This is a genomic window from Micromonospora sp. NPDC023966 (assembly GCF_040639095.1).
Lineage (GTDB): Bacteria > Actinomycetota > Actinomycetes > Mycobacteriales > Micromonosporaceae > Micromonospora.
This window is the reverse complement of the sequence record NZ_JBEZZJ010000002.1, coordinates 403,371-422,481: the sequence shown is the minus strand read 5'-3', so window position 1 is coordinate 422,481 and position 19,111 is coordinate 403,371. Positions and strand designations below refer to the sequence as shown.

The window sequence follows — 19,111 nt, the reverse complement described above, 5'->3', positions numbered from 1 at the left end:
TCAGCTCCGCACGGCGGCGCCGGCGCGGGGGGCCGGCACGGCCGCCGTGGCGGCCGTGACCAGGTTCCCGTCGCGGTAGAGCAGCGACCGGCCGGGGCGCGGCGCCACCCAGCCGGTGTCGCCCGGTTCGGGTTCGCCACCCTCGGGTACGACGACCTGCACGCTGGTCCGCTCCGCGGCGACCGGGGCGGAGTCGTCGCCCGCGCCGGTGCCGTCGCCGGGTACGTCCAGCGACACCAGGGAGACGCTGCCCAGGTTCTCCACGACCACGACCTCGCCGGTCAGCGCGCCGGGTACCGCCGTGGGGGAGTAGTCGAGGTATTCGGGACGGATCCCGTAGACCAGCCGCTCCCCGTCGGTGACCTGCCCGCGGGCGTCCTCGGGCAGCGGCAGCCGGACCCCGCCCACGGCCAGTTCGTCCCCGTGCACCCGCGCGTCGACCAGGTTCATCGGGGTGGAGCCGATGAAGCCGGCGACGAAGGTGTTGGCGGGGCGGCGGAACACCTCGGTGGGGGTGCCCACCTGGCGGATCCGGCCGCCCTCCATCACCGCGATCCGGTCGGCCAGGGCGAGCGCCTCGGCCTGGTCGTGGGTGACGAAGACGGTGGTAACGCCGAGTTCCCGCTGCAGGCGCTTGAGGAAGGTCCGGGCCTCCAGCCGCAATCGGGCGTCGAGGTTGGACAGCGGCTCGTCGAGCAGGAACACCTGCGGGTGGCAGGCCATCGCCCGGGCCAGGGCGACGCGTTGCTGCTGCCCGCCGGAGAGCTGCCCCGGACGGCGCTCCAGCAGCCCGGCGAGGCCGAGCTCGTCGGCGGTGTCGGCGGCCTTGCTGCCGCGGCTGCGCCGGTCGACCTTCTTGATCCGCAGCGGATAGGCGATGTTGTCCCGCACGGTCATGTGCGGGAAGAGGGCGTAGTCCTGGAAGACCATGGCCACGTCCCGCTTGCCCGGCGGCAGGTTGGTGACGTCGCGCTCGCCGATCCGCACGCTTCCCCCGGAGGCGACCTCCAGGCCGGCGATGGTGCGCAGCAGGGTCGTCTTGCCGCAGCCGGACGGGCCGAGCAGGGCGAAGAACTCGCCGTCGGCGATCTCCAGGTCGAGGGCGTCCAGGGCGCGTACCCCGCCGGGGTAGACCTTGGTCAGCTCGCGCATGGTGATGGCGGACATCAGCGCTTGATCCCTCCGTGGAAGCGGAACCCGTATCGGCTGCTGACGAAGACGAACATGAGCGCCACCGGCAGCGAGTAGAGCAGCGAGAAGGTGGAGAGCAGCCGCAGGTCGGCCTGCCCGCCCTCGGTGTAGAGGGTGTACATGATCACCGCGGCGGGGGCCTTGTCCGGCCCGCGCAGCAGCAGGAACGGCACCAGGAAGTTGCCCCAGACGTTGGCCACCGCCCACACCCCGACAGTGGCCAGGCCGGGGCGGACCAGCGGCACCACGATGTGCCGCATGATCTGCAAGGGGCTGGCGCCGAAGACCCGGGCCGACTCCTCGTAGGAGGTCGGGGTGGAGTCCATGAAGTCCTTGAGGATGAAGATGGCCGCCGGCAGCAGCCCGCCGCTGAGGATCAGGACGACGCCGAGCCGGGAGTCGATCAGGTTGAGCCGGAAGGCCAGTTCGAACAGCGGCACCATGGTGGCGGTGCCGGTGACGATCGACGACAGCAGCAGCAGCCCGTAGAGCAGCGCGTCGCGGCCGGGCACCCGGACCCGGCTCAGCGCGTACGCGGCGAGCGCCGCGAAGGTCACCACCAGCGCGGCGGTGCCGGCGGCCAGGTAGACCGAGTTGAGCAGCGAGCTCAGCGCGTACGGGTTGTCCAGCAGGGCACGGAAGTTGTCCAGGGTGAACCGCGGCAGCGAGGCGGTGATGGTCGGGGTGTCGTCGAACGGGGCGGTGGCCAGCCACAGCAGCGGCAGCGCGAAGAAGCCCAGTACGGCGCAGAGGAACGTGTAGCGGCCGATCTGGGCGAGCAGGTGGCGTACCGCGACGGTGGGCCGCTCGCCGGTCGGTTCGGTGGTGGGTGCGGGCGCCGCGGTGGTGGTCACGCCGGCTCCTTCCGCCGGCCCAGCATGCGCAGGTAGACCAGCGCGATGACCAGGTTGATCAGCAGCATGATGAACGAGATGGCAGCGCCGAAGCCGAGTTCGCCACCGGAGAGCGCCACCTTGTAGACGTAGACCGGCAGGATCTCCGAGCGCTGCTCGGGCCCGCCGGCGGTGATCAGGAACGGCGCGAAGTCGTTGAACGTCCAGAGGCTGATCAGGAGCAGGTTGGTCAGCACGTGCCCGCGGATGCGGGGGAAGACCACGTCGCGCAGCTGCTGCCAGGTCGAGGCGCCGGCCAGCCGGGCGGTCTCCAGGTGCGAGCGGGGGACGTTCTCCAGCGCGGCGGCGTAGAGCATCATCGAGAACGCGGTGCCGCGCCAGGTGTTGAAGACGATGATCGACAGCATCGGGTGGTCCAGCAGCCAGGCCGTCCCGGGGATGCCGAGCAGCGCGTTGAGCGTGCCGGCGTCCCGGTCGAGCAGGGCGATCCAGAGGAACGCGACCACCGAGCTGGGCAGGATCCAGGAGAGCAGCACGAAGCCCTCGACCACCCGGCGCAGGGGCCCGCGGCGGTCGCGCAGCGCGAACGCGATGGCGAAGCCCAGCCCGGCCTGGCCGATGACCGCCGAGCCGAGCACGAACTGCAGGGTGAGCAGCAGCGAGCTGGTGAACCGCTCGTCGCCCAGGGCACGGGTGTAGTTGTCCAGGCCGACGACCTCGGGATGGGCGGCGGCGAGGCCGGTCAGCCGGTAGTTGGTCACGCCCAGGTAGATGGTCCAGGCGGCCGGCACCACCAGGAAGACCAGGATGAGCACCATGGCCGGGACGAGGAACCCGGTGGCCCGGGCCCGGCCGAGGCCGGCGGCGTCGGGGGCCGGGGAGGCGCCCGGGTCCGGGCGCCTCCCCTCCACCACCTGGTCAGGAGGTGACGTTACCTGGGCCACCGACGATCCCTTCGACCTTCTTCTGGTACGCGGTGGCCGCCTCGTCGGCGCTCTTGCCCGAGGCGGCCGCGGCGGTCGCCTCCTGCAGCGCCACCGACACCTGCGGGTACACCGCCAGCGGCGGCCGGTACGCGGTCACCGGCAGCACCTTCTCGGTGATGAAGCTCAGCATCGGGTCGCCCGCGAGGACCTCCTTGTTGACGTCGCTCCGCGCGGTGATCCGCTTGTCGCCGGCGAGTTCGGCCTTGACGCCCTCCGCCGAGTGCATGAACGACAGCAGTTCCCACGCCTGCGAGGGGAACTTGGAGTTGGGGTTGAGCACCCGGACTCCGCCACCGGACATGCTGACGAAGTCCTGGCCGCGGATGCCGGCGCCGGGCTGCTTGGCCGGAATCATCGCGTAGCCGACGCTGGTGTCCCGGTCCGCCATCTTGGCGATGCCCGTGGTCGGGTTGACCACGCTGCGCCAGAAGTAGTCGCCCTCGGCGAGAATGCCGATCTTGCCGGCGGCGAACTCGGCGAACGACTTGTCGCGCCCCTTGGCCTCCTGCTGGAGCTTGGGGTCGCCCAGGCCGCCACCGTAGACCTTGGTGTAGAAGTCGAGCATGTCCTTGACCGGCTGGCTGGCCCCGGCCCACTTGCCGTCCTTGTAGATTTCGCCGCCCGCGCCGACCAGCAGCGGCAGCGCGCCCTGCATGGAGGTGGCCTCGCCCATCGCGGTGCCGGCGTTGATCTGGATCGGCGTCACCCCGGGCAGCGTCTTGAGCTTGGCGCCGGCGTCGAGGATCTCCTGCCAGCTCTTCGGCTGCCAGTCGGCGGGCAGGCCGGCCCGGGCGAAGAGCTTCTTGTTGTAGTAGAGGACCCGGCCGTCGGTGCCGAGCGGGATGCCGTAGCGCTTGTCCTCGAACGAGCCGAGGCCCTGCACGGTCTCCGGGATCTGGGACCAGCCCTCCCAGGAGTCGACCTGGTCCCCGGCCACCTCGTTCAGCGGCTTGAGGTAGCCGGCCTGGACGAACTCGCCGACCCAGATGCCGTCCACGGCGATCACGTCGGCGCCGCCCTTGGAGCGCAGGTCCAGGGCCAGCTTGGTCTTGTACTGCTCGTCGTCGACGCCGCTGGGCACGAACGTCACCTTGGCGGTGACGCCCTTGGCCTTCTGCGCCTCGACGAACTTGGGGATGACCCACTTCTCGATCCACTCGGCGCCGGCGGAGTTCTTGCCGCCCACGATGGAGTTGGCGGAAATGGTGAGGGTGATGTTCTTGGCGTCCTTGCCGGCGGGCTCGTCCGAGCCGCCGCAGGCCGTGGCGGTGAGGGCGACGGCGGTGAGCGCGGCGAGCACGCCTGCCGCGTGTCTCGGCTTGGCTGACATGGGCTGTTTCCCTTCGCAAGGAGAGACTTCGAAGAGACTCGCGAGGTCGCCCCGCCGGCCGCACGTCCGCCGCCGGCGGTGCTTGCGGCCACAATGTCATGACAGCCTGACGACGTAAATACCTGTCACTGAAATGAGCGCGAAACATCCACCGTCACCGCTCGGCGACGGTCACCTCGAGGGAGTAGCGGCTGGCCCGGTAGATGTGGGCGCCGTGCTCGACGTAGCGGCCCTGGTCGTCGTACGCGGTGCGGGTCATGGTGAGCAGCGGCGCGCCGCGCCGCTCGCCGAGCATCTGCGCCTCCGCGGCGGTGGCCGCCCGCGCCCCGATCCGCTGGTGGGCGCCGCGGATCCGCCGCCCGCCGGCGCGCAGGATCGCGTAGAGGCCGTCGGCCTGCAGGGCCGCCATGGTGAGCCGCGGCTGGTCGACCGGGAGCCAGTTCTCCATCAGCGCCAGGGGTTCCCCGTCGGAGAAGCGCAGCCGGCGCAGGTGCTGCACCTCGCCGCCGGGTGGCACGCCGAGCGCCGCGGCGACCGCCGGCGGGCAGGACACGGTGGCCAGTTCCAGCACCGAGGTGGACGGCCGCTGGCCGGCCCGGACCAGGTCGTCGTGCAGGCTGGTCAGCTCGACGGCCCGGCGGACCTCACCCCGGACCACCTGGGTGCCCACGCCGCGCCGGCGGATGATCAGTCCCTTGTCGACGAGATGTTGGATGGCCTGCCGCACGGTGGGCCGGGACAGCCCCAGCCGGTCGGCCAGTTGCAACTCGCTGTCCAGGCGGTCGCCCGGGGCCAGGTCACCGCGCTGGATCGCCGCGGCGAACTGTTCCGCGACCTGGAAGTAGAGCGGGACCGGGCTGCTGCGGTCGACCGCGATCTCGGGACCGGTCACGGAAACCTCCTCGCTGCGGCTGAGCGGGATGGGGGCGTGCTGCTGGCCGCCACTGTACCGAAGCGATCACCGAGCGCAGAGCACGGATGTCATGACAACACATTGACACAACTCGTAGAGCACTGTTACCAATCAGGGACGGAATCGAGCTGGCGGACACGCCGACGCCGGCCGGGACGGAGGGCGCCGCATGCTCGATGTGCTCACCATCGGCCGGGTCGGGGTGGACATCTATCCGTTGCAGGTCGCCACGCCGCTGGCCGAGGTGGAGACGTTCGGCAGGTTCCTCGGCGGAAGCCCCACCAACGTGGCGGTCGCGGCCAGCCGGCAGGGGCTGCGCGCCGGGGTCATCACCCGCACCGGCGCCGACGCGTTCGCCGACTACGTGCACCGGGCGCTGCGCGAGTTCGGTGTGGACGACAGCCAGGTCCGCCCGGTCGACGGGCTGCCCACCCCGATCACCTTCTGCGAGATCTTCCCGCCGGACCACTTCCCGCTCTGGTTCTACCGCACCCCCACCGCCCCGGACCTCCAGATCCGCCCCGAGGAGCTGGACCTCGACGCGATCGTCTCGGCCCGCGTCTTCTGGCTCACCGGCACCGGCCTGTGCCAGCAGCCCAGCCGCGACGCGCACGCCGCCGCGCTCGCCGCCCGGGCCGGCCGCCCGCACACCGTGCTGGACCTGGACTACCGGCCGATGTTCTGGCCCGACCCGGCGGCCGCCACCGCGGCCGTCGCCGAGGTGCTGCCGCGGGTCACCGTCGCCGTCGGCAACCTCGACGAGGTGGAGATCGCCGTCGGCACCCGCGACCCGGACCGGGCCGCCGAGCTGCTGCTCGAACGCGGGCCCCGGCTCGCCGTGGTCAAGCTCGGCCCGGCCGGGGTGCTGGCCCGCACCGCGGAGCAGAGCGTACGGGTGCCGCCGGTGCCGGTGGACGTGGTCAACGGGCTCGGCGCCGGCGACGCGTTCGGCGGCGCGCTCTGCCTTGGGCTGCTGCGCGGCTGGCCGCTGGAGCGGACGCTGCGCTTCGCCAACGCCGCCGGGGCGATCGTCGCCTCCCGCCTGGCCTGCTCCGCCGCCATGCCCGACTACGCCGAGACCGTGGCGCTGGCCGGGGACGCCGCGCCGCGTCCGGCGTCGCCGACCGCCGTCCTGACAGGAGAAGACCGGTGAGCACCGAGTACGACGCGCTGACCCGCACCCGCGCGCACCGGCCGCAGGCGATCGCCGAAGCCGCCGCCCGCCGTACCCGTCGGCCCTGGCCGGAACCCGGCCGGCCGCTGTTCGTCATCGCCGCCGACCACCCGGCCCGCGGCGCCCTCGGGGTGCGGGACCGGCCGATGGCCATGGCCGGGCGGGTGGACCTGCTCGATCGGCTGCGCGTGGCGCTGTCCCGACCGGGCGTCGACGGTGTGCTCGGCACCCCCGACATCCTGGAGGACCTGCTGCTGCTCGGTGCGCTGGAGAACCGCCTGGCCATCGGCTCGATGAACCGTGGTGGCCTCTCCGGCGCCACCTTCGAGCTCGACGACCGGTTCACCGCCTACGACGCCGACAGCATCGCCGCGATGCGCTACGACGGCGGCAAGATGCTCTGCCGGATCGACCCGGACGACCCGGGCACCGCCTCCACCCTCCAGGCCTGCGCCCAGGCGGTCACCGCCCTCGCCGGGCACCGCACCGTGGCCCTGGTCGAGCCGCTCTGGGTGACCCGCGACGGCGGCCGGGTCAGCGCCGACCTGCGCCCGGAGGCGGTCATCAAGGGCGTCAGCGTCGGCCAGGCGCTCGGCGCGACCAGCGCGTACACCTGGTTGAAGCTGCCGGCCGTCGACGAGATGGAGCGGGTCATGGCCGCGACCACGCTGCCGGTCCTGCTGCTCGGCGGCGACCCGGTGGAGGCGCCGGACCTGGTCTACGCGCGGTGGGCGCGGGCGCTGCGGCTGCCCGGCGTGCGCGGCCTGGTGGTCGGCCGGGCGCTGCTCTACCCGCCCGACGACGACGTGGCCGCCGCCGTGGACGTGGCCGGCTCGCTGCTGCCCACCGGGCAGGACGCGTGAGGACCGGCGACGCCCACCTGCCCTGGGGCGGCGCCGCCCGCGCGCCCTGGGCGGTGGAGGTCACCCCCGAACGGGCCGGTTGGACCTACGCCGGGCTGCGGGTGCTCACCCTGCCCGCCGGTGGGGCGGTCAGCTTCACCACCGGCGACGAGGAGATGCTGGTCCTGCCGCTGGCCGGCGCCGCCACCGTGCACTGCGACGGGTTGCGGCTCACCCTGACCGGACGCACCTCGGTGTTCGCCGCGGTCTCCGACTTCGCCTACCTGCCCCGGGACGCCGACGTGACCATCCGGGGCGCGGGACGCTTCGCGCTGCCGTCGGCGCGGGCCGCCCGCCGGCTGTCGCCCCGCTACGGCGCGGCCCGGGATGTGCCGGTGGAACTGCGCGGCGCCGGGCCGGCCAGCCGGCAGGTCAACAACTTCTGCGCGCCGGACGCCTTCGACTGCGACCGGCTGGTCGCCGTGGAGGTGCTCACCCCCGGCGGGAACTGGTCCTCCTACCCGCCGCACAAGCACGAGCAGGACCGGGCGTACGACGACGGGCGGGTGGAGGCGGCGCTGGAGGAGGTCTACTACTTCGAGGTGGCCGGCGGCGAGCCGGGCGAGGGCCCGGTGGGCTTCCAACGGGTCTACGGCACCGCCGACCGGCCGATCGACGTGCTCGCCGAGGTGCGCACCGGCGACGTGGTGCTCGTCCCGTACGGCTACCACGGGCCGTCGATGGCCGCCCCGGGCTACGACCTCTACTACCTCAACGTGCTGGCCGGACCCGGCGCCGCCCGGACCATGGCCTGTGTGGACGACCCCCGGCACGGCTGGATCCGGGGCAGCTGGGCCGGCCAGCCGGTGGACCCGCGGCTGCCGCTGACCCGGCCCGGAACGAAAGAGGCGTGATGCCCAGGTTGACGGTGGCGCAGGCGGTGGTGGCGTTCCTGGCCCGGCAGTGGTCGGAACGCGACGGGCGGCGGCAACGGCTCATCCCGGCCTGCTTCGGCATCTTCGGCCACGGCAACGTCGCCGGGATCGGCGAGGCGCTGGCCACCGCCGGCCCCGACCTGCCGTACCACCTCTGCCGCACCGAGCAGGGCATGGTGCACACGGCGGCGGCGTACGCCCGGATGACCGACCGGCTCAGCACCCTGGCCTGCACCACCTCGATCGGCCCCGGCGCGACCAACCTGGTCACCGGCGCGGCCGGCGCCACCATCAACCGGCTGCCGGTGCTGCTGCTGCCCGGCGACATCTTCGCCACCCGGGTGGCCAACCCGGTGCTGCAGGAGCTGGAGGACCCGCGCTCCTACGACATCAGCGTCACCGACGCGCTGCGGCCGGTCTCCCGTTACTGGGACCGGATCAACCGCCCGGAGCAGCTCCCGGCGGCGCTGCTGGCCGCCATGCGGGTGCTCACCGACCCGGCGGAGACCGGCGCGGTCACCCTCGCCCTGCCGCAGGACGTGCAGGCCGAGGCGTACGACTGGCCCGACGAGCTGTTCGCCGAACGGGTCTGGCACGTGCCGCGCCCCCGCGCCGACGAGGCGACGCTGGCCCGGGCGGCCGGGATCGTGCGGGCGGCCCGGCGGCCGCTGGTGGTGGCCGGCGGTGGGGTGATCTACAGCGGGGCCACCGAGGCGCTGCGCCGGTTCGCCGAGGAGCACGGGGTGCCGGTGGCCGAGTCCCAGGCCGGCACCGGCGCGCTGCGGCACGACCACCCGCTCGCCCTCGGCGCGGTCGGCGTCACCGGGACCACCGCGGCCAACGAGATCGCGGCCGGCGCCGACGTGGTGATCGGGGTGGGCACCCGCTACAGCGACTTCACCACCGCCTCCGGCACGCTGTTCGGCGACGACGTGCGCTTCGTCAACCTGAACGTCACCGGGTTCGACGCGGCGAAACTGTCCGGCACGCAGGTCGTGGGCGACGCGCGGGAGAGCCTCGCCGCCCTCGACGAGGCCTGCGCCGGCTGGGCCACCGAGCCGGCGTACCGGGAATCGGTGACCCGGCTCCGCGAGCGGTGGACGGCCGTGGCGGACCGCGCCCGGCACGCCGCCCCGGACGCGCCGCCCACCCAGACCGCGGTGATCGGCGCGGTCAACGACGCCGCCGGCCCGCGCGGCGTGGTGGTGTGCGCGGCCGGGTCGATGCCCGGGGACCTGCACCGGCTGTGGCGCAGCCGCGACCCGAAGAGCTACCACGTCGAGTACGGCTACTCCTGCATGGGCTACGAGATCGCCGGCGGGATCGGGGTGAAGCTGGCCGCGCCGGAGCGCGAGGTGTTCGTGCTGGTCGGCGACGGGTCCTACCTGATGCTGCCGAGCGAACTGGCCACCGCGGTCGCCGAGGGCGTCAAGCTGGTCGTGGTGCTGGTCGACAACTCCGGCTTCGCCTCGATCGGCCGGCTGTCGGAGAGCGTCGGCGCGCACCGGCTCGGCACCGCCTACGTCGACCGCACCGGGGCGCCGCTGCCGATCGACCTCGGCGCCAACGCGGCCAGCCTCGGCGCCGACCTGATCCAGGTGTCCACCATGGCGCAACTACGGGCGGCCCTGGCGACGGCGAAGGCGGCCACCCGGACCGCCGTGGTGCACGTGCGGACCGACCGGTTCGAGGCCGGCCCGGACGCCGGCGCCTGGTGGGACGTGCCGGTGGCCGAGGTGTCCACCACCGCGGAGGGGCGGACCGCCCGGGCCGCGTACGAGGCGGGGCGCAAGAGCAGGCGCATCCACCTGCGTCCCGGCTGACCGGTCCCGCGATCCTCTGGTCCCCTGCCGGTCGCGATCGGCGTCCACGCCGCCGGCTTCGAGCCGCTGCTGGCAGTGCTGTCGACCGACTGAGCGCGCAGTCTCCTGGACGCCACGCGCGGGTGGGGTCAGCGCAGGCCGATGCTGACGGTGGCGGTCATCCCGTCGGCGCGACGGTGCAGGCTCAGGGAGTCGGCCAGCTGATCCGCCAGCCAGAGGCCCCGGCCACCGGCCACGTCGCCGGCGGACAACCGGATCGGCGGCGAGTCGGCGCGTGCGCCCTGGTCGACGACGTCGCAGCTCAGGATGTCGCCCTGCCGCCGCAGGTGCAGGTAGCCCGTCCCGCCGCCGTGGCGTACCGCGTTGGTGGCCAGCTCGTGGACGGCCAGGACGAAGTCCTCGGCGGGCTCGCCGGTCAGCCCCACCGCCGCGACCCGCGCGGCGACGGCGTGCCGCAGCTCCGTGATGGTGGCGGCGGTGAACTCACGGGAGAGAAGCGGCGGCGACTCACCTCGCGCGTGTCCGGCCCCGGTCCAGTTGCTCTCGGCCGGTGGCCCGAAACCGCCCATGAAAAGAGGTTACCCGGATTCCGAATATCCGCCCGCGTTGCCCCGGCCGACGCCCGGGCACGACGGCGAGCCCGGCGGCCACCGCGCCGAGGACGATGGTCGCCACCGCGCACAGCAGCAGCGTGTGACGGGGGCCGACGCCGGTCGTCAGCGGCCCGCCGAGCATGGTGCCCAGCGGCACCGCCAGCACGATGACCGCGCCGTAGGCGGCCAGGGCCTGCGGAAGTGCCGCCGTGGTGGTGCTGCGCTGGAACAGCGCCATCGACGTGGACCGGTAGGGCGCCCAGACGAGGCCGGCCAGGGCGAAGGCCGGCAGCGACAGACCGACGGGCGCGGCCAGGCCGAGCGGCAGCATGGCGACGCCGAACCCGACGACGATGCCGATGGTGGTGGGCCACAGCCGCCAGCGGTGCAGGTAGCCGGTGGCGAGCCCGCCGAGGAGGGAGCCGGCGCCGAACGCCGTGTAGTACAGCCCGAGGGTCGTCGCGGAGCCGTGCAGGTCCTCGGTGACCAGGACGGGCATCGCCGCGTAGAACGGGCCGAAGAGGAGGAAGAACGCGAAGGTCAACGCCAGCAGGCCGCGCAGGGCCCGGTGGTGGCGGATGATGCCGAAGCCGGCCGTGCGGGACGGCGCGTTCTCCGTCGGGTCTGCTCGCCCGCCTCCTGGAAGGGCGAGGCGGTAGGTCAGGGCCAGGACGGCGAAGGTGACCGCGTCCAGCGCGATGACCCAGACCGGACCGGCCGCACCGATCAGCACGCCCGCCAGCGGGGGGCCGATGATGGTGGCGGTCTGTCCCAGGATGGCGAGCACCGCGTTGGCCGGCAGGTGATGACGCTCGGGCAGGAGCTCGGCGATCATGGTGAAGCGCCCGGCTGAACCCCACGAGTGCAGCAGTGAGGACGCCGCGAGCAGGGCCACGTACAGGCCGATGCTGAGCGCGCCGGCAAGGTGGGCGACGGGGATCGCCGCGAGGGCGGCGGCGCGCAGGACGGCGTCCCAGCCGGCGAGCTGGGCGCCGCTCCGACCGGCCAGGAACCGGCCGAAGACCAGGGTTCCGGCGGCACTGGGCAGGGTGTACGCCGCCACCGCGAGCGCCGTCCAGGTGCCGCGTTGACCCGGGGGCGCGAGCTGCAACGCCAGCCAGGTCACGGCGACCAGCGCCATGCCGTCGCCCAGGGCGGACACCGCGAGTCCGGGCAGGACCCGTCGCAGCAGCGGATGGCTCACCACCGGCCAGTAGGGCGAGGAACGCGGAAAGCGAGGCGTAGCGGTGTCGGGCGGCATGTCGCCACCCGACACGACGTGGGCCACCTACCACAACGAAATCGCCTGAGGGCAGAAGGCGAACCTGCCGGGCCGACCCTCACGTGGTTCCCCCGATCGCCCAATGTCGGCCATTCGACATGGCGCGAGCGCCGAGCGGATTTTTCTTCGTGAAAAGCGGTGGAATATGCACGGAGAGGCGGCCAGAAAAGCGAGCGTACATGCGGCCTCGTGTTCTTCCCAGACGGCCGCTCGGAATTGCGCAATGGGCCGTGTCCTTCCTGGTCAGAGCTTTGAGCGAGCAGGCGGGGAACCGGCAATGGTCGCACGTCCAACCGGGTCGGGTAAATGGCTGAGTCCGCTTGGTAGCAGGAGCCTGGTGAATGGGATTCACCGCCTCAAAATTCGAGTGCGACCGGGGAAATTGTCGCCCCGGCGGCTCTCACCTCAGGAGGTAAATCCCCATGAGTCAAATGACATCCGGCGGACGCGGGGGGACGGTCATGCGGCGCACCCTTTTCGCGTTGGCCGCCGCGATCGTCGCCGCCGGAGCGATCGGCGCCCCGGCGGTGGCCGACGGCAAGCCCGTCACGCCGTCGACCCAGCCGGCCGAGGCCGTGCCGGGCGGGTTCTCCAGCTGGCGTGAGCTGTTCGCGGCGCAGGACCGGCTCAACGCGGCCGCCGGTGAGATCACCGCCGCCCGGGGCGAAGGGTTCGCGGGGGTGGTGGCCGCGCCGGAGGACCGCAAGCTCACCGTCTACTGGAAGGGCTCCGTGCCCGGGTCCGTCCGGGACCTGGCCAAGCGGCTCTCCGTACCGGTGAAGTTCAAGCCGGCCCGGTTCCACCAGCGCGAGATGGTCGCCGAGGCGCAGCGGCTCGCCGCCGACCCGCGGGCGGTCTCGGTGGCCGCCAAGGTCGACGGCAGCGGGCTCGCGGTGACCGTCACCGGCAAGACGCTGGCGGCGGGCAAGCGGGACCTCCTGCGTACCGCGCGGCTGCCGCTCAGCGTGAACACCGCGTCGAGCCCGACGCTGCTCAACCGGCAGAACGACTTCGCCCCCTACTGGGGTGGGGCGCGCTACTACGCCGCCGGCGGCTGCAGCACCGGCTTCGGGGTGTACTGGAACGACGCCCGCCAGATCCTCAGCGCCGGGCACTGCGGCGCGAACGGTCAGGTGGCGTACGACGGTGGTGGCCCGACCAACACGATGGGGCCGATCATCAACGACTGGAACCCGCGGGACACCCTGATGATCAGGGTCGCGGCGGGCGGCCGGATCTACACCGGACCGTACAACGCGGCCACCAGCATCGGGGTCGGTGGCGCCGCCTCGGACTACGTCGGCAACTACGTCTGCACCGGCGGCGCCTCGAGCGGTGAGCACTGCAGCCTGCGGGTCAGCGTCGTCAACCAGTTCGTCAACGTCGGCTACGTGATCGGGCCGGTGACGCAGGCCAACCACATCGTCGCCGGGGGCTGCGCCGCCGCGCCGGGCGACAGCGGCGGGCCGGTGTACTCGTACCGGTCGGACGGGCGGATCGACGCTCGCGGCACCGTCTCCGCCGGGGTGACCGGCACGGCGGTCTGCCCCGGCGTGGTCGCCAACGGCTCCAGCACCGTCTGGTACGCCCCGCTGCTGCGGCCGGTCGGTGACGCGCAGATCGGTTCGCTGACCTACTACGGCGCCTCGCTCATCCAGGGCTGAGGCTCCGCGCCCCACGGTCGGCGTACCGCAGATGCGAGCAGCGTGGGCTGGTCCGCGACGGGGACCGGCCCACGCCGCCGCCCCGGGCAGGCCGGCCTTAGGTGACCGTTAAGAAGCGGTTCCGGCCGGTTCCCCCACCGGGCGCGCTGGCAGACTGGGGCGATGCCCTCCGCCGATCCGTCCGTTCCCCGCCGTCGTACCCGCACGCTCGTCGCAGTGGTCGTCGCGCTCGCCGTGGCCGGCGCGGTCGGCGCCTGGTCGCTGCGGGACCGGGTCGTCGGCGACGCAGGCGCGCCGCCGGCGGGCGACGTGGCCGGGGCCGGCGCCGCGGGCGGTGGCCCGGACTGCGCCGGCCGGCCGGCCCGGGCGACCCGCGAACTGCGCGGCATGTGGATCACGACGGTGAACAACATCGACTGGCCGAGCCGACGGGGGCTGCCGGCCGAGGCGGCGCGGGCCGAGTTCCGGGGCTGGTTGGACCTGGCGGTCCGGCGCAACCACAACGCGGTCTTCGTGCACGTGCGGCCGAGCGGGGACGCGCTCTGGCCGTCGAGCTACGCGCCGTGGTCGGAGTGGCTGACCGGGCGCCGCGACGGCCGCGACCCGGGCTGGGACCCGATGGAGTTCATGGTCGCCGAGGCGCACGCCCGCAACCTGGAGTTCCATGCCTGGTTCAACCCCTACCGGGGCGGCCAACCGGCCACGGTGGGCGGACCGGGTCCCCGCCTGGACCAGCTCGCGCCGACCCACCCGCTGCGGCAACACCGCGACTGGGTGGTCACCTATCCCAGCGCCGACCGGCCCGGCAGCCGCCTCTACTTCAACCCCGGCATCCCGGAGGCCCGCCGGTTCGTCGAGGACGCGATGCTGGAGGCGGTCCAGCGGTACGACGTCGACGGGGTGCACTTCGACGACTTCTTCTACCCGTACCCGGAGGCGGGACAGGACTTCCCGGACGACGCGGCGTTCGCCCGCTACGGCGGGCGCTTCGCCGACAAGCACGCCTGGCGGCGGGACAACGTGAACACGCTGGTCCGGGAGATGAGCGAGCGGATCAAGGCGATCAAGCCGTGGGTGAAGTTCGGCATCAGCCCGTTCGGGATCTGGCGCAACAAGCGCACCGACCCGGCCGGCTCGGCCACCGCCGGCCTGCAGAGCTACGACGACATCTACGCCGACACCCGGCTCTGGGTACGCCGGCAGTGGCTGGACTACGTCGTGCCGCAGCTCTACTGGCACATCGGGTTCGGCAAGGCCGACTACGCCAAGCTGCTGCCGTGGTGGGCGGCCACGGTGCGGGGCACCCGGGTGCAGCTCTACATCGGTCAGGCCGACTACCGGGTGGGTGAGCGCGGCGCCTGGCGCGATCCGGCCGAGCTGGACCGTCAGCTCGCGCTGAACCGGCGGCACGGGGTGAGCGGAAGCGTGCACTTCAGCGCCCGGCAGGTGCGCGCCGACAAGCTCGGGGCGGTCAGCCGGTACAGCGACGCGCACTACGCCGCACCCGCGCTGCTGCCCACGATGGCTCAGCTGCCGGCGGCGCCCCCGCCCGCACCCGCGCTCACCGGCGCACGGCGTCAGGACGCCGGCGGGGTGCTGCTGACCTGGCGTGGCGACGACGCGGTGAGCTTCGCCGTCTACCGGGTGGACGGCGGCGAGGCCCGGCTCGTGGGCACGACCCGCGGTGGTGACTGGGTGGACCGCACCGCACCGGCCGGTCAGCCGCTCACCTACTGCGTCGCCGGCCTGGATCGCAGCGGGAACCAGGGCGGCCTCAGCGCTCCGGCGTCCGTCGCCTGACCCTCCGGCGCTTGGCGGGCGCGCCGGGGGCCCGATCAGGCCAGGTCGTACCGGTCCAGGTTCATCACCTTGACCCAGGCCGCGACGAAGTCCCGGACGAACTTCTCCTGGCCGTCGCGGCTGGCGTAGACCTCCGCGATGGCGCGGAGCTGCGAGTGCGCGCCGAAGACGAGGTCGACCGCGGTGGCGGTCCACCGGATCTCTCCCGTGTCGCGGTCCCGGCCCTCGAACACGTTCTCGGCCGAGGCGGCCGGCTTCCACTCGGTGCCGATGTCGAGCAGGTTGACGAAGAAGTCGTTCGTCAACGCCCCGGGCCGGTCGGTGAGGACGCCGTGCCGGGCCTGTCCCACGTTGGCGTCCAGGGCCCGCATGCCGCCGAGCAGCACCGTCATCTCGGGTGCGGTCAGCGTGAGCAGGTTCGCTCGGTCCAGCAGGAGCGTCTCCGGCGGCAGCTTCTGTCCGGCGCGCAGGTAGCTGCGGAACCCGTCCGCCTTCGGCTCGAGCACGGCGAACGCCTCCACGTCCGTCTGCTCCTGGGCGGCGTCCGTGCGCCCCGGTGCGAACGGGACCGTCAGGTCGTGCCCGGCGTTCCTCGCCGCCTGCTCGACGGCCGCGCACCCGCCGAGGACGATCAGGTCGGCCAGCGAGATCCGCTTCCCGCCGGACGGTGAGCTGTTGAACTCCTGCTGGATCCGCTCCAGCGTCCGCAGCACCGTGGCGAGCTCGGCCGGCTCGTTGACCTCCCAGTTCCGCTGCGGTTCGAGTCGGATCCGCGCCCCGTTGGCCCCGCCCCGCATGTCGGTGCCGCGGAAGCTCGCCGCCGACGCCCACGCGGTCCGGGCCAGCTGGGCGACGGACAGCCCGGAGGCCAGGAGCTTGCTCTTGAGGGCGGTGACGTCCACGTCCCCGACCAGCTCGTGGTCGACCGCCGGGACGGGGTCCTGCCACAGTTGCGGCTCGGGCACCCACGGGCCGAGGTAGCGCGTGACCGGCCCCATGTCGCGGTGCAGCAGCTTGTACCACGCCCTGGCGAACGCCTCCGCGAACTGGTCCGGGTTCGTCATGAAGCGCCGGGAGATCTGCTCGTAGGTCGGGTCGAGGCGCAGCGCCAGGTCCGTCGTGGCCATCATCGGGGCGTACCGGACCGACGGGTCGTGCGGCCCGGGCACCGCGTCCGCCCCGGCGCCGCCCTTCGGCCGCCACTGCTTGGCGCCGGCCGGGCTCTCGGTGACCTCCCACTCGTAGCCGAAGAGGGTTTCGAAGAAGCTGTTGTCCCACGTGACGGGGGTGGGGGTCCAGGCGCCCTCCAGCCCGCTGGTGATGGTGTCCTTGCCCTTGCCGCTGCCGAAGGAGTTCTGCCAGCCGAGGCCCTGCTGCTCGACCGGGCAGCCCTCCGGCTCGGGGCCGACGTACTCGGCGCCGGCGGCGCCGTGCGTCTTGCCGAACGTGTGGCCGCCGGCGATCAGGGCGACCGTCTCCTCGTCGTCCATGGCCATCCGGCGGAAGGTCTCGCGGATGTCCCGGGCGGACGCGAGCGGGTCCGGCGTGCCGTTCGGGCCCTCCGGGTTGACGTAGATGAGGCCCATCTGTACGGCGCCGAGCGGGCCGGCGAGTTCCCGCTCGCCGCTGTAGCGCTCGTCTCCGAGCCAGGTGTCCTCGGGCCCCCAGAAGATCTCCTCGGGCTCCCACACGTCCTCCCGCCCGAAGCCGAAGCCGAAGGTCTTGAAGCCCATCGACTCCAGGGCGCAGTTGCCGGCGAAGACCAGGAGGTCGGCCCAGGAGATCTGGCACCCGTACTTCTGCTTGACGGGCCAGAGCAGCCGGCGCGCCTTGTCGAGGTTGGCGTTGTCGGGCCAGCTGTTCAGCGGGGCGAAGCGCTGGGCGCCGTCGCCCCCACCGCCGCGGCCGTCCTCGATCCGGTACGTGCCGGCGGCGTGCCAGCTCATCCGGATGAAGAGCGGCCCGTAGTGGCCGTAGTCGGCCGGCCACCAGTCCTGCGACGTCGTCATGACCTCGAAGAGGTCCCGCTTGAGCGCGTCGACGTCGAGGGACTGGAACTCCTCGCGGTAGCTGAAGTCCTCGCCCATCGGGTCGGTCCGGGTTGAGTGCTGGCGCAGCACCTGCAGGTTCAGCTGGTTCGGCCACCAGTCCTGGTTGGTCCTCGGTCGACTCGGCCGGGGAGTCGGGGCCGGGATTGCCGGGTTCTCGCTCTCGCTACCGTGCTCGGGCACGTCGATTCTTCCTCCCTGCCGTGCTGGCTCGTCCGTCAACTCCAGTTCGTGACCACGCAGGGCAGTATGCGCCAATTTCTTCTGGTTGTGGCGATCCGCCGGAATAGCACGGGCTCGTCGTTCGCTCCGCAGGGCTGGGCCGAGAAGGCCGCGGAAGGGATCAAGCCCGGCGCCGAGGACGTGCAGACCGTGGTCATTCCCCGCACCGGCCACTGGGTCGCCGAGCAGGCTCCCGAGGAGCTGAGGACGTGGCTCACCCGGGTCGCGTTCGGCTCGTTCCGCGCAGCCCGAGCAGGGCGATCACGGCGAGGATGATGACGGCGACCGCGTACTCCTCGGCGGTCCGGCGCAGGCCGCCGCCGTGGACCACGAGGAAGCCGGCGATGACCGTCGGCAGGCCGAAGCCGATGTAGGAGACGATGTAGAGCAGGGAGAGCACGCTGGCGCGCTCGTGCGCCTCGACCAGCGGCGTGACGGTCTTGAGGCTGCCCTGGAAGCCGCCGCCGAAGCCGACACCTCCGAACGCGAGGCCGACGAAGAAGCCGGTGATGGAATCGGCGGAGACCGACACCAGCGTGATGATCATGCCGAGGACGAGCGCGGTGATGCCGGTGAGCATGACGGTCCGCGCGGCCCGGTCGCGCAGCACGAGGATGGCGACGGACCCGAAGACGGCGAAGACGAAGATGCTCAGACCCCCGGCCACGATCGACGAGTTCATGAGGGCGCGTACGAGTGCCGGGCCGAGCGCGCCGAAGAACCCGGCCAGCGCCCAGACGGCGAAGACGACCGGGGCGACGACCAGCAGGGGACCGCGCACCGCGCGGGGCAGCGTGATCTCCGGCCGCAGGCTCCGCAGCGCCCCCGCCATCGGCGTGACCGTCTCCGCCATCAGCACCACCCCGACGGCCTGGATCAGCAGGACGACGAGCAGGACGAGGTACACCAGGCGCGTCGGCGCGGGCAGGTACTGGACGAGCAGGGCGGAGAGCAGGGCACCCACCCCGGTGCCGATGCCCGGGGCGATCGAGTTGGCGAGCGTGCCGCGAGCCCGGTCGATGTCGAGCATGGCGGCGGCCGCCGCGCCGGTGGCGGCGCCGGCCGCGACGCCCTGCACGACGCGGGCGGCCACCAGCGTGGGTACGCCGCCGGCGAGGACGAAGATGACCAGCGAGATGATCTGGACCGCGATCGCGGCGAGCAGGACCGGTCGCCGGCCGACATGATCGGAGAGCTTGCCGACGGTGAGCAGGGTGGCCAGCACCGCAAGGGAGTAGACGGCGAACACCACGGTGGTGGTGATCGGCGAGAAGTGCCAGCGCGCCTGGTAGATCCCGTACAGGGGGCTCGGGGCCGTCGACGCGGCGACGAAGGACACGATGATCGAGGCGAGCAGGAACAGCGCGCCGCTCCGCGCGGGGCGCCTCGACTGGTCGATGCTCATCAGGCCTGCTCCTCGGGTGAGCGGCGGGGACGACTGGCCGCCCTCCCTG

General features: G+C 72.9%; 15 protein-coding genes. 6 read left to right on the top strand and 9 right to left on the bottom strand.

Annotated elements, in window-relative coordinates; all coding sequences use genetic code 11:
• From AB0F68_RS05960 to AB0F68_RS05940, 5 genes are all read right to left on the bottom strand, one after another.
• Entirely contained in the window at positions 1-1,167 is a 1,167-nt protein-coding gene (locus AB0F68_RS05960; protein ID WP_357333231.1) for an ABC transporter ATP-binding protein, read from the bottom strand.
• A complete protein-coding gene (locus tag AB0F68_RS05955) occupies positions 1,167-2,045 on the bottom strand; it encodes a carbohydrate ABC transporter permease (protein ID WP_357333230.1) in 879 nt (292 codons plus the stop codon). The genes AB0F68_RS05960 and AB0F68_RS05955 overlap by 1 nt, the downstream gene beginning before the upstream one ends.
• On the bottom strand, positions 2,042-2,989 hold the full coding sequence (locus AB0F68_RS05950) for a sugar ABC transporter permease (protein WP_357333229.1): 948 nt from the start codon (positions 2,987-2,989) through the stop codon (positions 2,042-2,044). Before AB0F68_RS05950 ends, AB0F68_RS05955 begins: the two co-directional genes overlap by 4 nt.
• The gene (locus AB0F68_RS05945; RefSeq protein ID WP_357333228.1) at positions 2,964-4,361 is read right to left on the bottom strand and encodes an extracellular solute-binding protein; all 1,398 of its coding nucleotides are present in this window, start codon (positions 4,359-4,361) and stop codon (positions 2,964-2,966) included. Before AB0F68_RS05945 ends, AB0F68_RS05950 begins: the two co-directional genes overlap by 26 nt.
• Before the next feature lie 154 nt (positions 4,362-4,515).
• Entirely contained in the window at positions 4,516-5,253 is a 738-nt protein-coding gene (locus tag AB0F68_RS05940; protein WP_357333227.1) for a GntR family transcriptional regulator, read from the bottom strand.
• A gap of 190 nt (positions 5,254-5,443) precedes the next feature.
• Here AB0F68_RS05940 and iolC point away from each other — a divergent pair, with 190 nt between their 5' ends.
• The 4 genes from iolC to iolD are packed head-to-tail and all read left to right on the top strand — an operon-like array spanning position 5,444 to position 10,048.
• Entirely contained in the window at positions 5,444-6,427 is a 984-nt protein-coding gene (gene iolC, locus AB0F68_RS05935) for a 5-dehydro-2-deoxygluconokinase (protein WP_357333226.1), read from the top strand.
• Complete coding sequence (locus tag AB0F68_RS05930) at positions 6,424-7,311, top strand: aldolase (RefSeq protein WP_357333225.1); 888 nt, start codon at positions 6,424-6,426, stop codon at positions 7,309-7,311. Before iolC ends, AB0F68_RS05930 begins: the two co-directional genes overlap by 4 nt.
• On the top strand, positions 7,308-8,204 hold the full coding sequence (gene iolB / locus AB0F68_RS05925; protein ID WP_357333224.1) for a 5-deoxy-glucuronate isomerase: 897 nt from the start codon (positions 7,308-7,310) through the stop codon (positions 8,202-8,204). Before AB0F68_RS05930 ends, iolB begins: the two co-directional genes overlap by 4 nt.
• Positions 8,204-10,048, top strand: a complete 1,845-nt coding sequence (iolD, locus tag AB0F68_RS05920) for a 3D-(3,5/4)-trihydroxycyclohexane-1,2-dione acylhydrolase (decyclizing) (RefSeq protein ID WP_357333223.1) — start codon at positions 8,204-8,206, stop codon at positions 10,046-10,048. The genes iolB and iolD overlap by 1 nt, the downstream gene beginning before the upstream one ends.
• A 128-nt stretch (positions 10,049-10,176) precedes the next feature.
• Here iolD and AB0F68_RS05915 read toward each other — a convergent pair whose 3' ends face one another.
• Together AB0F68_RS05915 and AB0F68_RS05910 are read right to left on the bottom strand one after the other, a co-directional pair.
• The gene (locus AB0F68_RS05915) at positions 10,177-10,617 is read right to left on the bottom strand and encodes an ATP-binding protein (protein ID WP_357333222.1); all 441 of its coding nucleotides are present in this window, start codon (positions 10,615-10,617) and stop codon (positions 10,177-10,179) included.
• The gene (locus tag AB0F68_RS05910; protein ID WP_357333341.1) at positions 10,556-11,902 is read right to left on the bottom strand and encodes an MFS transporter; all 1,347 of its coding nucleotides are present in this window, start codon (positions 11,900-11,902) and stop codon (positions 10,556-10,558) included. Before AB0F68_RS05910 ends, AB0F68_RS05915 begins: the two co-directional genes overlap by 62 nt.
• 482 nt (positions 11,903-12,384) lie before the next feature.
• On the opposite strand from AB0F68_RS05910, the gene AB0F68_RS05905 reads away from it, so the two are divergent.
• Positions 12,385-13,587, top strand: coding sequence for a S1 family peptidase (locus AB0F68_RS05905; RefSeq protein ID WP_357333221.1), 1,203 nt, complete (start codon positions 12,385-12,387; stop codon positions 13,585-13,587).
• 162 nt (positions 13,588-13,749) lie between these two features.
• On the top strand, positions 13,750-15,387 hold the full coding sequence (locus tag AB0F68_RS05900; RefSeq protein WP_357333220.1) for a family 10 glycosylhydrolase: 1,638 nt from the start codon (positions 13,750-13,752) through the stop codon (positions 15,385-15,387).
• A 35-nt stretch (positions 15,388-15,422) separates the two neighbouring features.
• On the opposite strand, the gene katG is transcribed toward AB0F68_RS05900, so the two are convergent.
• Positions 15,423-17,618: a catalase/peroxidase HPI gene (gene katG / locus AB0F68_RS05895; RefSeq protein ID WP_357333219.1), complete on the bottom strand. Its 2,196-nt coding sequence runs from the start codon at positions 17,616-17,618 to the stop codon at positions 15,423-15,425.
• Between the two features lie 253 nt (positions 17,619-17,871).
• Positions 17,872-19,062, bottom strand: a complete 1,191-nt coding sequence (locus AB0F68_RS05890; protein ID WP_357333218.1) for an MFS transporter — start codon at positions 19,060-19,062, stop codon at positions 17,872-17,874.
• Between the last annotated feature and the right edge of the window lie 49 nt (positions 19,063-19,111).